Source organism: Micrococcus sp. UYEF5, from assembly GCF_040546065.1.
Lineage (GTDB): Bacteria > Actinomycetota > Actinomycetes > Actinomycetales > Micrococcaceae > Micrococcus > Micrococcus luteus.
Genome location: NZ_JBEPNB010000002.1, coordinates 273,575 through 288,685 on the forward strand (window position 1 = coordinate 273,575; position 15,111 = coordinate 288,685).

Sequence of the window (15,111 nt, forward strand, 5' to 3'; positions counted from 1 at the left end):
GAGACGGATGACCGAGGATGAGGCACGCGCGGCAGCGCGTGCATTGCGGCCCCACGGCGGGAGCGATCGGCTGACGCTGGCGGAGCTTGAGCAGTACCTTGCCGCCGCGGCTGACCTGCTGCGCGGCAGCATCGACCAGGCCGACTTCAAGGCATACATCTTCCCGCTGATGTTCTTCAAGCGGATCAGCGACGTCTACCTCGAGGAGTACGCCCAAGCGCTGGACGAGTCCGGAGGCGACCACGAGTTCGCCCTGTTTGCGGAGAACCACCGCTTCGTGATCCCCGAGGGCAGCCTGTGGGGTGACGTGCGCAGCCACACCGAGAACATCGGCACTGCGCTGCAGACCGCGTTCCGCGAGATCGAAAAGGCCAACCCAGAGACCCTCTACGGCATCTTCGGCAGCGCCAGCTGGACCAACAAGGACAAGCTGCCCGACCGCAAGCTCGCCGATCTCATCGAGCACTTCTCGAGTAAGGCTCTGACCAACGCCGCTGTGCCGCCCGACGTGTTCGGCAACGCGTACGAGTACCTCATCAAGAGGTTCGCCGACCAGTCGAACAAGAAGGCCGGTGAGTACTACACGCCGCGCTCGGTGGTCGGCCTGCTCGTCAACATCCTCGATCCCACCGAGGGTGAGACGGTCTACGACCCGGCTTGCGGCACCGGCGGGATGCTGATCGAGGTCATCGAGCACGTGAAAGATGCCGGCGGCAGCCCCAAGACCCTGTGGGGCAAGCTCTACGGCCAGGAGAAGGTGCTCGCCACCTCCGCGATCGCACGGATGAACCTGCTGCTACACGGCGTCGAGGACTTCAAGATCGTCCGCGAGGACACGTTGCGCAGCCCCGCCTTCTACACGGGCAACAACCTCGCGCAGTTTGACTGCGTCGTGGCCAACCCGCCGTTCTCGCTCAAGAATTGGGGCGAGCCCGAGTGGGCGTCCGACAAGTGGGGCCGGAATGCGCTCGGTGGTGTTCCGCCGAAGGGATACGCCGACTGGGCGTGGGTCCAGCACATGATCACCTCCGCGAAGCCGAAGACCGGCCGGGTCGCCGTCGTCCTGCCCCAAGGGGCACTCTTCCGGCAGGGAGCTGAGGCGCGGATCCGCACCCACGTGCTCAAGTCAGACCTCGTCGACGCGGTCATCGGGTTGGCCCCCAACCTGTTCTACGGCACTGGCCTCGCCGCCTGCGTGCTGATCCTTCGAACGGAGAAGCAACCAGACGAGTACGGCAAGGTGCTCTTCATCAACGGTGAAGACCTGTTCAAGCGCGGACGCAACCAGAACACCCTCGAACCCGAGCATGCCCAGCAGATCCTCGACGCCTATGAGCTCTACGCTGACATCGAGGGCCGCTCCCGTGTCGTCGACCTGGCCGAGATCGAGAGCAACGACTACAACCTCAACGTCCCGCTGTACGTCGCGCCTCCTGACAGCGGTGAGAAGCTCACGCTCGAGGACGCGCTCGCGAATCTCGAAACGGCGCACGCCGAGGCGACCACGACGCGTGCTGCGCTGGAGGCCGAGCTGGCGAAGTGGGGGCTGTCCGTATGAGCACCCGAATCACCCAGCGTGAGCTGGAGAACTACCTCTGGGGCGCGGCAATCGTTCTCCGTGGCCTGATTGACGCCGGCGACTACAAGCAGTACATCTTCCCGCTGGTCTTCTTGAAGCGGATCTCCGACGTCTACGACGAGGAGCACGCCGCCGCGATGGAGGTGTACGAAGACGAGGAGCTCGCCGACCTCCCAGAGAACCACCGCTTCGCCATCCCCCACGGCTGCCACTGGGACGACATCCACGGCGTCACGCAGAACATCGGCGCGGCACTCCTGCACGCCATGCGCTCCATCGAGAAGGCCAACCCCGACACACTCCCCGGCGTCTTCGGCGACGGCGACTGGGGCAACAAGGACCTGCTCCCGGACTCGACTCTGGCCGACCTCATCGAGCACTTCTCCACCAAGACGCTCTCGATCGCCAACCTGCCCGAGGACGAGCTCGGCAACGGCTACGAGTACCTGATCAAGAAATTCGCGGACGACTCCGGTCACACCGCGCAGGAGTTCTACACCAATCGCACGCTGGTGCACCTGATGACGATGATGCTGGAGCCCCAGCCGGGTGAGTCGGTGTACGACCCCACCTGCGGCACGGGCGGCATGCTCATCTCCACCGCCGCCGAGCTCAAGAGGCAGGGCAAGGAGTGGCGGAATCTGCGCCTCTACGGCCAGGAGCTCAACTACGGGACCTCTGCCATCGCGCGGATGAATCTGTTCCTGCACGGGATCACAGACGGTCACATCGCTCACGGCGACACCCTCAGCCGACCGGCATTCCTCGACGGCAAGGGCCATCTGCAGACGTTCGACGTCGTGCTGGCAAACCCGCCCTACTCCATCAAGGCCTGGAACCGTGCCGCATTCGCCAAGGACCCCTACGGCCGGAACGTCTGGGGTGTCCCGCCACAGGGACGTGCCGACTACGCGTTCTTCCAGCACATCGCCAAGAGCCTCGACCCCGATACGGGCCGCGCTGCGATCCTCTTCCCCCACGGGGTGCTCTTCCGGCGTGAAGAGGCGTCCCTCCGCAAAGCACTGGTGCAGTCAGACCTCATCGAGTGCGTCCTGGGGCTCGGCGCAGGGCTCTTCTACAACAGCCCGATGGAGGCCGTGGTCGTCACGCTCCGCGCCAACAAGCCCACCGAGCACCAGGGCGAGGTGCTGTTCATCAATGCCGTGAACGAAGTCGCCCGCGAACAGGCACAGTCCTTCCTCCGCGAGGCGCACCAACAGAAGATCCTGGCCGCCTATCGCGCCTTCGAGCCACAGGACGGGTTCGCTGCAGTTGGCACCCTCGACCAGATCGCGGAGAAGGGCCACAGCCTCGCGATTCCGTTGTACGTCGCGGGCGACTCGGCGAATGAAGGCGGCGAGCACATCGATGTCAGCGATGCAGTGGCGCAGTGGCGAACTGCCGCGCAGGTTTCGGACCAGGCGATTACTGACGTTCTCGCGCTGCTGAGAGCGGAGGTGCCCGCGTGAGCCTCAACCTCGACAAGTCGCGCTGGAAGCGGGTTGCCTTCGGCGACGTTGTTCGTAACGTCAATGAGACCATCCGTGATCTCGAAGCGGCCGGCATCAACCGCGTCATCGCGATGGAGCACATGGACCCCGGCGAGCTGAAGGTTAGCCGGTGGGGTTCAACAGAGGACGGCACCACCTTCACGCGACGCGTGAAGCCTGGACAGACGCTCTTCGGCAAACGGCGCGCGTACCAGCGCAAGGTTGCCTACGCCGAGTTCGACGCCATCTGCTCCGGCGACATCTACACGTTCGAGACCGATGGGACGCAGCTCCTTGGTGAGTTGCTCCCGTTCCTCGTGCAGTCGAACGGCTTCTTCGAGCATGCTCTCGGTACGTCGGCAGGGTCGCTGTCGCCGCGCACGAACTGGCGTGACCTGAAGGATTTCGAGTTCGATCTCCCACCCCTCGACGAGCAGAAGCGCATCGCCGACCTCCTCTGGACCGTCGAGCGGCACAGACGAGCGCTGACCAAAGTGCACGCGGAGGTAGTCCGCAGCCAGTCAGAACTTGTTGAGCAGTTCGTGCGGGCCGCGCCCGGTCGCGAGGTAAACCTTGGTGACGTTCTTAAGATTGTGCGCGGCGGCTCGCCGCGACCAATCAATGAGTACCTGACCGACAGTCCCGACGGACTGCACTGGATCAAGATCGGTGACGTACCGCCGGACGGCAAGTTCATCGACAGGACGGCGCAACGAATTAAGCCGAGTGGTCTTCCCAAGACTCGCACGGTGAAGCCGGGCGACTTCATCCTGTCGAACTCGATGAGCTTTGGCCGCCCGTACATCGTTCGGATCGACGGATGCATCCATGATGGTTGGCTTTCACTTTCGGATGTCGGTGGCCGCTGGCGAACTGACTACCTGTACTACCTTCTGCGGAGCTACGGGGTGCAGTCACAGTTCCGGCAGGGTGCCGGCGGCTCGACGGTAAAGAACCTCAACACCGACATTGTGAGCCGCGTTTCTGTTGTGCATCCGTCCCTTGAGGACCAGGATTCTTTGCTCGAGCAGATGGCCTCAGCGTCATCCGCAGTTGCCTCCGTGGCAAAAGAGTCGGATGCGGTGAAAGCGATCAAGTCAGCTCTGTCTGAGACAGTTTTCGGGGGCGACTGATGGCGCAGTTCAACGAGGCAAACTCGGTACGTGACTTCATCCGGGACCTCGTCAAGTCCATCGATGTCCAGTTCGTGCCGGGTAGCGAGTTGCCGCGTCGCGTCGACGAGGTGCTGCTGGAAGGCGTACTCAAGGGTGCGCTGATCAACCTCAACCCTGAGATCGAGGCTGATCCGGCGAAGGCCGACGAGGTCATCTACAACCTCCGCGCGATCCTGATCGCGGCGCGCAACAGCCCGCACCCGGTGGTCGCTAACGAGGAGTTCATGGCGTGGCTGACCGGGCAGAAATCGATGCCGTTCGGGCCGAACGGCGAGCACACCACAGTCCGTCTGATCGACTTCGAACATCTCGACGATGACTCCTCGAACCAGTGGATCGTCTCCACCGAGGTGACCTTCACGCAGGGCCGGCTGGAGAAGCGGTTCGATCTCGTGCTGTGGTGCAACGGTCTGCCCCTGGTGGTCGGTGAGGCGAAGACGCCGATCCGGCCGGCGTACACCTGGATCGACGGGGCCGCGCAGATCCACGATGACTACGAGCAGAGCGTCCCGCAGTTCTTCGTGCCCAACGTGTTCTCCTTCGCAACCGAGGGAAAGGACTTCCGATACGGCACCATCGGCATGCCCATCGAGCTCTGGGGCCCCTGGCGCGAGGACCCCACCGACGAGGACGCGCCGGCGAAGATCGGTCTCGTCGCGGTCCAGGAAGCCGTCGAAGGTGTCCTGACGCCACGCGCGGTGCTGGACTTCCTGCGATTCTTCACGCTCTACGCGACTGACAAGAAGCATCGCAAGATCAAGATCATCGCGCGGTTCCAGCAGTTCCAGGCGACCAATCTGATCGTTGACCGGGTCCTGCTCGGCAAGGTCAAGCAGGGCCTGATCTGGCACTTTCAGGGCTCGGGCAAGTCACTGCTCATGGTCTTCACTGCGCTCAAACTGCGCGCGATGGCCGAACTCACGAACCCAACTATCCTGATCGTGGTCGACCGCATCGACCTGGACACCCAGATCACGGGCACCTTCAACGCCTCGGACGTCCCGGGCTTGGTGTCGACGGACTCGCGCGCGCAGCTCCAGACACTGCTCAGCCAGGGCGCGCGGAAGATCATCATCACCACGATCCATAAGTTCGGCGAGGCACCCGGCGTCCTCGACGCTCGGCAGAACATCATTGCGATGGTCGACGAGGCTCACCGCTCGCAGGAGGGTGACTACGGGCAGAAGATGCGTGGGGCGCTGCCCAACGCGTACCTCTTCGGTCTGACCGGCACCCCGATCAACCGGCGCGACCGCAACACGTTCAAGTGGTTCGGTGCACCCGACGACGAGGGCGGCTACCTCTCGCGATACTCCTTCCAGGATTCCATCCGCGACGGTGCGACTCTTCCGCTGCACTTTGAGCCACGCCTCTCGGAGATCCACATCGACCAGGAGGCCATCGACACGGCGTTCGAGGAGCTGGCTGCCGACCGCGACCTCTCCGAGAGCGACAAGATCACGCTTTCGAAGAAGGCGGCCTCGATCGAAGTGCTGATCAAGACGCCCTCGCGCATCGCGAAGATCGCCGCTGACATCGCCAGCCACTTCAGGGAGAAAGTCGAGCCACAGGGGTTCAAGGCACAGGTCGTCGCGTACGACAAGTCCTCCTGCGTCGCCTACAAGAACGAGCTCGACAAGCACCTCGGGCCGGAGGCATCGACCATAGTCATGTCGAAAACCCGAGGTGACTCGCCCGACTGGGCCAAGTGGACCCCAGGTGCCGAGGAGCTGGAGCAGGTTGTCGCGCGGTTCAATGACCCGACCGACCCGCTCAAGATCATCATCGTGACGGCGAAGCTGCTGACCGGGTTCAACGCTCCGATCCTCTACTGCCAGTACCTCGACAAGCCGCTGAAGGAGCACACGCTGCTCCAGGCGATCACTCGCACCAACCGCGTGTACCCGCCGGACAAGACCCACGGCCTGATCGTCGACTACCTCGGCATCTTCGACGACGTCGCCCGATCCCTCTCCTTCGATGAGCGGGCTGTCCGGGAGGTCGTCTCCAACATCGAGGAACTGAAGGCTCAGCTCGCGCCGGCCATGGCTGCCGCGCTCGCGTTCTTCCCCGGGGTCGACCGCACGGTCGGCGGGTACGAAGGCCTCGTCCAGGCGCAATCCGCGATCGCCGACGATGTCACGAAGGACGCCTTCGGAGCCGCCTACAGCGTGGTGTCGCAACTGTGGGAGGCACTCAGTCCGGACCCCATACTGGGCAAGCATCGCGACGACTACCGCTGGCTCACGGACGTCTACGAGTCGGTCCGCCCCTCAGACATCACGGGGCGACTCGTGTGGCACGCGCTCGGAGCCAAGACAATCGACCTGATCAACGAGCACGTCGCCGTCGAGATCCCGCAGAACACCGAGACGATCGTGCTCGACGCTCAGACGATCGAAGACCTCATGACCGGTCGGCGCACCGACATCCCCACCGAAGAGATCGAGCGTCAGATCACCGCACGCATCGCCCGGCACCTGCACAACCCGGTCTTCGTCGAACTCGGCCAGCGCCTCAACGACCTGCGCGAGCGCTACGCCGACATCCAACAGTCCAGCCTCGACTTCCTCCGAGAGCTTCTCGAACTCGCCCGCGACACTGTTGCTGCCGAGAAAGCAGCCGACGAGATGCCCCGGGAAGAGAAGGGCCGGGCGGCCTTGACTGAGTTATTTGACGCTCTCAAGGGCGATCAGACCCCGATCATCGTCGAGAACGTCGTCAACCGGATCGACGAGGTCGTCCGTGGGGTCCGCTTCGAGGGGTGGCAGTCCACGATCCGCGGCGACCAGGAGGTGCGCCAAGCGCTTCGGAAGACCCTCTACGTCCAATTCAAGATTCGCGACAACGACGTCTTCGAAAAGGCCCTCGGCTACGTCCGAGAGTACTACTAAGCTCCGAACCGGCTGAATGCAAGTCAAGCCGATGATAACTGGAGGACGGATCCCGAGTATGTCTCGATATGCCCCTTGCTTAACTTCCGGGTTCATCGGTCGGGTCCGGCGCGTCGTACCACGGCATGGGGCTACCAGAGATGCGGAACGGTCTAGAGCGAACGGCACGTCAGGCCGATGGGACCGTGGCACTACACATACTTAGCTAGGAAAGACCGGCTAATTCTTTGGTTCGACACCCCACGACCATCGCGACCGTTTTCACAAGTCGACGAGCCTGAACGTAGATTCCACAACGCCCAAGCGTAATTGACTATTCTTCTGGCAGGTAGTCAATACTTGCGATTCTCACTTCGATACCGCGGGCTTCCAGCTCGTCGAATACTCTGACCAGTGAGACCTTACTAAAGCTGAAGAGGTCGTCCGCTGTAAGTGATTCGCCTATGCGTTTCGAGCGAATGGCGTACACGACCTTTCGTGGTTTCGCGCCAATCAGATCCTCATTGCCGCCGCGCTGCTGGACCCGGCTGCGCAGTTGCTTGCGTGCCTCTTCGTCGTACTGCAGTGCATGGGCAGAGTTGCCGCCTTGGGCGAAGAGGTGACTCAGCGGCGCGGAGGAGGAAGCCGACTTTACGTGCACGTACACATCGTTCGTCGTAATGAGGTCACTCGGCTCGAAGCCCCGCTTATTCTGAGTTGTCTGCACGAGCTTCCGATCCATCAACACCGCGCCGAGCGCCTGCGCAGCCTTACGATTATAAGCCTCCTCGTCATCAGGCGCATACCAAGCTGGCATGGCCACGCCAGCCTGTTTCGCAAAGATGTTCCTAACGTGGTCGTCGAGCTGCTTCGCGTAGTCAAGGTCCATCGCATACCACTGCCCGTTATGCAGGAAGTAGCGACGCCCAGACTCTTCCTTCTCAAAGGCCACCCACTTTCGAAGCGGGATATCACTACTTACGGGCTCCTCGCCCTCCGCGTCACCGAACAGCTGGATTTTAATGGTATCCATGAACGAAATTTCGCGGTCTTTCATCAAGTCGATGATCAGTGCCGCAGTAGGTAGGCCGGCGCGCAGAGCGGTGCCTCCGCCTCGTTTTACTCGGAACGCTTCGGGCGGCTTATTCTCGCTTAGGTGTTCATGGGGCCACGTAACGGCGATCTTAGATACGTCGGGGGACTTCTTTAGCTCGGCTCGAAGGTGCTCTTCCAGCTTGTCATGTAACGAGGTTTTCTTCTTAACCGGTACGAGCTGCTCAAGCACTTGCAGCTCTGCGCGAGGCTTTTGAGAGAGCAGGGCCTCGAGCACCTTAAGATCCGAAACCAGCTCTGTGGGGGTGAGTCCGAGTGGCACCGAGAGGGCGTCCGCCCCTCTCACGCGAAACGGCTTGTCGATGGTAAGACCCTTGATCTCGGCCTTTCCAACGACTCGAGTGACCAGCTCACCGAAACCACCGATGCCGAATCCAGTCAGTCCTGCACCTGCGGGAATGGACGACCGATCGATCTTTGCCCTCTCGTCAAGTACTGTCCGAGTCAGGGAGCTCAGCAGGTCCGGATCAACGGATCTCAGCGCGAGTCTCTGTCCGAACGCGCCGTCGACGTGACTCTGATCCAAAAGCAGCCAACCCATACCCCAACACAATCCCCAGGTAGGCGTATCAGCTTCATCATTCGCGCGAAGCAAGAGAACGCCTGCTGCCGTTGTGTTGGTTGTTTCCACTGTCACGCCAGTGAGTTGGTGGACGCGACTTGCCCACTTCACGGGGCCATCGGCCCCTACATGGCCATATACGAGGAGGGCGTCACGATCCGCCACCTTGCAGGGCTCGGTGACGACGGAGCGTTCATCGCGGTACTTCTTCTTGACAGCATGTTCGAGCTTGGCGGTATGCCTCAATCTGTACAGGGTCGTAGATTGAGCATTCATTTTCCGGCGGGCCATGCTGTCTCCTTCGCGCGCATCTAACAGCCACCAGACTAAGTGAGCTCCACCCGACCATGCCATAAAGGCACGCAGGACGTCGGCTGGATCGGATAGCTGAATCCTTGAACTACTTCGTCGCGTAGAACGTCACCGCTGAGCTCGCCGCAACGTTCAGCGAGTCCACGCCATGCATCATCGGAATCGTCACGCGCCGATCAAGCAGTCTGTCGGTCTGCGGCGTCAGCCCATGCCCCTCACTGCCGAATACTAGTGCGAGATTGTCGTGGTCCTCGGCGACCAACTCATCGAGCGTGATTGCGCCCTCCCCCAGTGTCATGCCCGCCACGACATATCCAGCGTCCTTAAGCACCTGGATGCTGGCAGGCCAGTCATCAACGCGAGTCCACGGCACTTGGAAGACCGTACCCATCGACACACGGACAGACCGCCGGTACAACGGATCAGCACACGTCGGCGTCACCAGGATCGCGTCGACACCCAGTGCCGCAGCTGATCTAAAACATGCCCCAACGTTCGTATGATCCACCAAGCCCTCAAGCACAGCGATCCGCGAGCGGCGCTTCGTACTCGAGACAGAACGATCGTGTCGGCCCCCTGGACTCTCGCCAGGAACTCCCGTCCTACGCCGCTCCTCACCACTGGACACGCGAGAGTTGAGCTCGAACGTATCGTCGACCTCGCTTTTTGCTACCTTGGGCTGCCAAGGTCGGCTGGTATCCGAGGAACGTTCGCCAGCCTGCGGTGGTTTGGAACACTCCACGTTCGTGTGGTCCACGACGTCCTCGGCGATGAGCACGCGCCGGGCGTCCGCGAGGACGTCGGCGAGCGGCCGGGGTGCGGGGCGGTCCATCGCGGCCAGGGCGCCGCGGTGCAGGTGGAACCCGGTGAGGGCCTCGAGCACGTCGTCGGGTCCGGTGAAGACCGGGACGTCCGGATGGGCGGCGAGCACGTCCGCGAAGGACCGGCGGTAGCGGTCCCCCAGCAGGAAGGAGCGCGGGGTGTGTCCGGCGTCCAGCGCGCGGCGGACCACTTGGGATGACTCGGCGAGGAAGACGCCGTGCTCCGCGTCGACGCGACGGCGCAGGGCCGCGTCCGTCATGGTCGTGTAGGGGGCCAGGCGGGGGTCGGCGAGGTCCTCGATCCGCTCCAGGCGCACCTCGCGGGTCCCGCCCTCACCCACCCGAGACCTGCCGCATCACCATGACCACCAGCCCGACCAGGCCCACGATCACGATGGTGACGCGCAGGGCCGTCGGTGAGATGCGCCGGCCGATCCGCGCGCCCACGAGCCCGCCCACGAGCGAGGAGAGCGCGATCAACAGGACGGCCCGCCAATCGATGCGGTCGAAGGCGAAGACCAGGTAGAACGCGGCGGCGGTGAGGTTGACCACCAGCGACAGCCACGTCTTCACCGCGTTGGCGTGCACGAGGGTGCCGCCCACCAGCAGCACGCCGAAGATCGCCATGAGCATGACGCCCTGGGCGGCCACGAAGTAGCCGCCGTAGATGCCGGTCAGGAACACGAGCGTCCACAGCGTCGGGGTCACGGGGCCCACCGGCACGGGAGAGTCCGCGCCGGGGGTCGGCCCCTGGTCCTCCGCCCGACGCCGGACCCACCGCTGGATGCGCGGCTGCAGGACGACAACCGTCAGGGCCACCACGAGCAGCACCGGCGCGACGTAGCCGAACACGGCCGGGGGCAGCGTGGTGAGCAGGGCGGCGCCGATGATCGCGCCGAGCAGGGACGCGACGGTCAGCTTCGGCAGGAGCACCCGGGACTGGGCCAGCTCGCGACGGTAGCCGTACGTGCCGGAGAAGCCCGAGGCCACCAGGCCCATCGCGTTGGAGACCTGCGCCGTCACGGGCGGGAAGCCGACCGCCACGAGCGTGGGGAAGGTGACGAGCGTGCCCGAGCCGATCACGGAGTTGATCGTGCCGGCCCAGAACCCCGCGAGCAGCACGATCAGGACCTGCCACAGCTCCATGCCCAGCAGCTGCGCGGTCAGCAGCCCCGTCACCGGGCCACGGCGGTGTACCGACCGCCGGTGCGGGTCACCTTCAGGTCCGTGCCGAATGCCGCGGAGAGGTGCTCCTCGGTGAGCGTCGACTCGATGGGCCCGGCCGCCACGACGCCGCCGGCCCGCAGCAGCAGCGCATGCGTGAAGCCCGGGGGCACCTCCTCGAGGTGGTGCGTGACGAGGACCAGCGCGGGCGCGTCCTCGTCCGTGGCGAGCGCCGTCAGCTGGCGCACGAGGTCCTCACGCCCGGCGAGGTCCAGGCCCGCGGCGGGCTCGTCCAGCAGGAGCAGCTCGGGGTCGGTCATCAGGGCGCGGGCGATGAGCACGCGCTTGCGCTCGCCCTCGGAGAGGGTGCCGAACGCGCGGTGCGCGAGGCGGGAGAGCCCCCAGGTCGCCACGAGGCCGAGCGCGCGGGCGCGATCCTCCGTCTCGTACCGCTCGCGCCACGTGCCGGTGATCCCGTAGGAGGCGGTGACGACGGCGTCCTGCACGGTCTCGTTCGCGGGCACCTGGGCGGCGAGCTGGGCGGAGGAGAGGCCGATGCGCGGGCGCAGCTCGAACACGTCGACGGCGCCGAGCACCTCGTCCAGCACGCCGACGTCGCCGGCGGTCGGGTGCAGGCGGGCCGCGGCCAGCTGGAGCAGCGTCGACTTGCCCGCGCCGTTCGGGCCCATCACGATCCACCGCTGCCCCGCGCGGACCGTCCAGTCCAGGGGGCCGAGGATGTCGGTGGTGCCGCGGCGCACGCGCACGCGGCGCATCTGCAGCACGGCGTCCTCATCCGGGAGGAACCAGTCGTCGGGAGGCGCGGGGGTGGTCATGGGGGCCAGCCTAGTCCGGCCGGCCGGTGCGTCGCCGATGCGACGCACGCCCGGCCGCGCCCACACCCCCGCCTAGGATGCCGCGCATGAGCACCCTGCGTCGCCTCGTCGTCACCGCCGACCCCGCCCTCCTCGTCACGGACGCGCCCCCGGTCGGCGTGCCGGACGACGCCGAACGGCTCATCGACGACGGCCTGCTGGGCTGGCGCTTCGCCGCGGACGAGTGGGCGGCGGCCCCGGAGCCGAGCTCCGGGTGGGACGTGCTCACGCTGCCGGCGGCGGTCGCCGCCGCGCCGGTGCCCCTCGTGGTGACGGACGTGGACTCCACGCTGATCCGGCAGGAGGTCATCGAGCTGCTCGCCGCCCACGCCGGCCGCGAGGCCGAGGTCGCCGAGGTGACGGAGCGGGCGATGCGCGGTGAGCTCGACTTCGCCGCCTCGCTGCACGCGCGCGTCGAGGCGCTCGCGGGGCTGCCCGTGGGCGTCGTGGCGGATGTGGTGCGGGCCATCCGGCCCACCGACGGAGCCCTCGCGCTGATCGAGGCCGTCACCGCGGCCGGCGGCCGGGTGTGCGCGGTCTCCGGTGGCTTCACCCAGGTGCTCGCCCCGCTGGCCGAGGCGTGGGGCGTGCACGCCTACTGCGCCAACGAGCTCGAGGTGCGGGACGGGCACTTGACCGGGAGGGTGCTCGGCGACGTCGTGGACCGCGCGGCGAAGGCCGCCATGCTGCGCGCCTGGGCCGAGGACGCAGGGCTCACCCCCGAGCAGGCCGTCGGCGTGGGCGACGGCGCCAACGACATCGACCTGCTCGAGGCGGCCGGCTGCGGCGTGGCGCTGTGCGCAAAGCCGATCCTCCGGGAGCACGCGGACGTCGTCGTCGACGTGCCCTCCTTCACCCCCCTGCGGTGGCTCCTGGGTCTCTGAGGCGCCCGCGCCCGGAGGTCACGAGGGCCGGATCCCACGGATCCGGCCCACGTCGTCAGGGGTGTGGTGCGGTTCAGTCCTGCCCGAGGAAGTCCTCGGCGCCGCCCACGAGCTCGGTGTGGCCGACCTCGAGGTCGTCGCGGCCCACGAGGGAGGCGATCTCGGCGGCGAACTCCTCCACGGAGTAGAGCTTGCCGGCGGCCTCGCGGCGGGCCTCGATGGCACCGGGCTCGGCGCGGTCGAGCAGGGTGGCGGTGATGGTGCCCTCGATCATGTCGCCGGAGACCACCACGAAGCCCACGCCCTTCTCTGCGAACGCGGGGATGCGCTCGCGCAGGGCGTCCTCGCCGGCGCGCTTGGAGCGGGCCACGGGCTCGTAGGAGTCCATCGTGGCGACCTCGTCGATGAAGTGCGCCTGGTGGGAGGTCACGAACACGATCTGCCCGCCGGCACCCATGCGCTCGAGCGCGGCGTCGGCCAGCGCGGCCTGGGCGTCACGGTTGAGCTTCAGGGCGTAGTCCTCGCCGAACTGGGACTCCATGCCGCCCGAGGCGTTGAGCACGAGCACGTCGAGCGAGCCGAAGTGCTCCACGGCGGCGTCCAGCAGCGCGGCCCGATCCTCGGCGACGGTCACGTCGCCGCCCACGGCCACGGCGCGGCCGCCGGCGTCCTCGATCCTCTGCACCACCTTGTTCGCGCGCGGCGCCTTCTGGCGGTAGTTCACCACGACGCCCGCGCCGCGGGCGGCCAGCAGCTCGGCGGTGGCGGCTCCGATGCCGCGGGAGGAGCCGGTGACGACGACGCCGCGTCCGGCCAGGTCCTGCTCGGTCATGTTCTGTGCTTCCTGTCTGCTCAGCGGTCGGTGGTCGTCAGTGGCCCATGCCCAGGCCGCCGTCCACGGGGATCACGGCCCCGGAGATGTACGCGGCCTCGTCCGAGGCCAGCCAGCGCACGACGCCGGCCACCTCCTCCGGGGCGGCGAAGCGGCCGGCCGGGATGGACGTCTTGTACTGGGCCTTGAGCTCGTCGTCGAGGGACTGCGTCATCTCGGTGTCGATGTAGCCGGGGGCCACGACGTTCGCGGTCACGCCGCGCGCGCCGAGCTCGCGCGTGATCGAGCGGGCCATCCCGACGAGGCCGGACTTGGAGGCGGCGTAGTTGACCTGGCCGGGCGAGCCGAGCAGGCCCACCACGGAGGAGACCAGGACGATGCGTCCGCGCTTCAGGCGCATCATGCCCTTGGTGGCGCGCTGCACCACGCGGAAGGCGCCGGTGAGGTTCGTGTCGATCACCGAGGTGAAGTCGTCCTCGGACATGCGCAGCAGCAGCTGGTCGTGGGTAATGCCGGCGTTGGCCACGAGCACCTCGACCGGGCCGTGGACCTCCTCGACCTCGCGGAAGGCCGCGTCCACGGAGGCCGCGTCCGTCACGTCGGCCCGGACCGCGAGGACCCCCTCCGGCCCCTCCCCCGAGCGGGAGGTGATGGCCACCCGGTCGCCGTGCGCGGCGAACGCCCGGGCGATGGCCAGGCCGATGCCGCGATTGCCCCCCGTGACGAGGACGCTGCGGCCGGCGGCCTGCGCGTCCGCTGCGGGCGTGGTGGTCTGATCGGCCATGGGAACACCTTCCGGACGGGACGGGACTAGACTGAAGCACCGGCGCGGCGCCGTCGACGCCGTCCTGCGGGACGCCGCCGAGGGCGGGCGCGCCGGCATGTGAACCACCACTCTACGTCCGCGGCCACGCGGGGGCCCTCCGCAGGGCGCGACGTGCCAGGAGGATGCGCCATGACCAGCTCCGCCGCCGGCTCCCGAGCCGGCCGTCCCGCCCGCGCCGGGCGCGGGACGACACCGGAGGTCCAGGGGGTCACCACCGCCGCCGCCGGCCGCAGCGCGGACCGGGAGGCGCGCATGAAGGTCTACCTGGTCCAGATGCTGCTCCGCACCGCCTGCTTCGTCGCCGCGCTCTTCACCCACGGCTGGTGGCAGCTCGGGTTCATCCTCGGCGCGGTCGTGCTGCCCTACGTCGCCGTCGTGCGCGTGAACAACACCGGCCCGCAGCAGGCCGGCACCCTGCGCGCCGTGCCCGCCCAGGGACCCGCCCTGGCCCCCCGCCCCGACGACACGGCGGCGCCCAAGCCGGTCGTGCTCACCGGCGACCTCGTGGACGACCCGCGCGACCGTGCGCCCCGGGCGCTGGGCCGAGGGTCCTCGTCCGCCGGCGGTCCCGGCCTGCCCGGACGGGGCGCCGCGTGATCGGGGCG

At 66.4% G+C, this 15,111-nt stretch carries 12 protein-coding genes; 6 read left to right on the top strand and 6 right to left on the bottom strand.

Going from position 1 to position 15,111, the window contains the following annotated elements:
* Window positions 1-7: 7 nt before the first annotated feature.
* Genes ABIB16_RS03255 through ABIB16_RS03270 form a run of 4 tightly spaced genes read left to right on the top strand, consistent with a single transcriptional unit; the run spans window position 8 to window position 7,138 of the window.
* Window positions 8-1,558, top strand: a complete 1,551-nt coding sequence (locus ABIB16_RS03255; protein ID WP_061873146.1) for a type I restriction-modification system subunit M — start codon at window positions 8-10, stop codon at window positions 1,556-1,558.
* A complete protein-coding gene (locus tag ABIB16_RS03260; RefSeq protein ID WP_061867257.1) occupies window positions 1,555-3,048 on the top strand; it encodes a type I restriction-modification system subunit M in 1,494 nt (497 codons plus the stop codon). Before ABIB16_RS03255 ends, ABIB16_RS03260 begins: the two co-directional genes overlap by 4 nt.
* Window positions 3,045-4,202 (top strand): restriction endonuclease subunit S, encoded by a 1,158-nt coding sequence (locus ABIB16_RS03265; protein WP_061867256.1) that lies wholly within the window; start codon window positions 3,045-3,047, stop codon window positions 4,200-4,202. Before ABIB16_RS03260 ends, ABIB16_RS03265 begins: the two co-directional genes overlap by 4 nt.
* A complete protein-coding gene (locus ABIB16_RS03270) occupies window positions 4,202-7,138 on the top strand; it encodes a type I restriction endonuclease subunit R (protein ID WP_061867255.1) in 2,937 nt (978 codons plus the stop codon). The genes ABIB16_RS03265 and ABIB16_RS03270 overlap by 1 nt, the downstream gene beginning before the upstream one ends.
* Before the next feature lie 313 nt (window positions 7,139-7,451).
* Here ABIB16_RS03270 and ABIB16_RS03275 read toward each other — a convergent pair whose 3' ends face one another.
* From ABIB16_RS03275 to ABIB16_RS03290, 4 genes are all read right to left on the bottom strand, one after another.
* Window positions 7,452-9,083: a DUF6119 family protein gene (locus tag ABIB16_RS03275; RefSeq protein WP_158530791.1), complete on the bottom strand. Its 1,632-nt coding sequence runs from the start codon at window positions 9,081-9,083 to the stop codon at window positions 7,452-7,454.
* Window positions 9,084-9,192: 109 nt separating this feature from the next.
* A complete protein-coding gene (locus tag ABIB16_RS03280) occupies window positions 9,193-10,242 on the bottom strand; it encodes a TrmH family RNA methyltransferase (RefSeq protein ID WP_233263273.1) in 1,050 nt (349 codons plus the stop codon).
* A gap of 16 nt (window positions 10,243-10,258) precedes the next feature.
* A complete protein-coding gene (locus ABIB16_RS03285) occupies window positions 10,259-11,104 on the bottom strand; it encodes a sulfite exporter TauE/SafE family protein (RefSeq protein WP_095347720.1) in 846 nt (281 codons plus the stop codon).
* Window positions 11,101-11,925: an ABC transporter ATP-binding protein gene (locus ABIB16_RS03290; RefSeq protein WP_095347721.1), complete on the bottom strand. Its 825-nt coding sequence runs from the start codon at window positions 11,923-11,925 to the stop codon at window positions 11,101-11,103. Before ABIB16_RS03290 ends, ABIB16_RS03285 begins: the two co-directional genes overlap by 4 nt.
* Before the next feature lie 86 nt (window positions 11,926-12,011).
* Here ABIB16_RS03290 and serB point away from each other — a divergent pair, with 86 nt between their 5' ends.
* Window positions 12,012-12,848, top strand: a complete 837-nt coding sequence (gene serB, locus ABIB16_RS03295) for a phosphoserine phosphatase SerB (RefSeq protein ID WP_061867251.1) — start codon at window positions 12,012-12,014, stop codon at window positions 12,846-12,848.
* A 73-nt stretch (window positions 12,849-12,921) separates the two neighbouring features.
* Here the strand turns inward: serB and ABIB16_RS03300 are convergent, their stop codons facing one another.
* Both ABIB16_RS03300 and ABIB16_RS03305 read right to left on the bottom strand, forming a co-directional pair.
* Complete coding sequence (locus tag ABIB16_RS03300) at window positions 12,922-13,680, bottom strand: SDR family oxidoreductase (protein WP_123243847.1); 759 nt, start codon at window positions 13,678-13,680, stop codon at window positions 12,922-12,924.
* A 37-nt stretch (window positions 13,681-13,717) separates the two neighbouring features.
* Window positions 13,718-14,464, bottom strand: coding sequence for a beta-ketoacyl-ACP reductase (locus tag ABIB16_RS03305; protein ID WP_036315234.1), 747 nt, complete (start codon window positions 14,462-14,464; stop codon window positions 13,718-13,720).
* Between the two features lie 171 nt (window positions 14,465-14,635).
* Here ABIB16_RS03305 and ABIB16_RS03310 point away from each other — a divergent pair, with 171 nt between their 5' ends.
* Window positions 14,636-15,103, top strand: a complete 468-nt coding sequence (locus ABIB16_RS03310) for a DUF3099 domain-containing protein (protein WP_036315237.1) — start codon at window positions 14,636-14,638, stop codon at window positions 15,101-15,103.
* The last annotated feature ends 8 nt before the right edge of the window (window positions 15,104-15,111 follow it).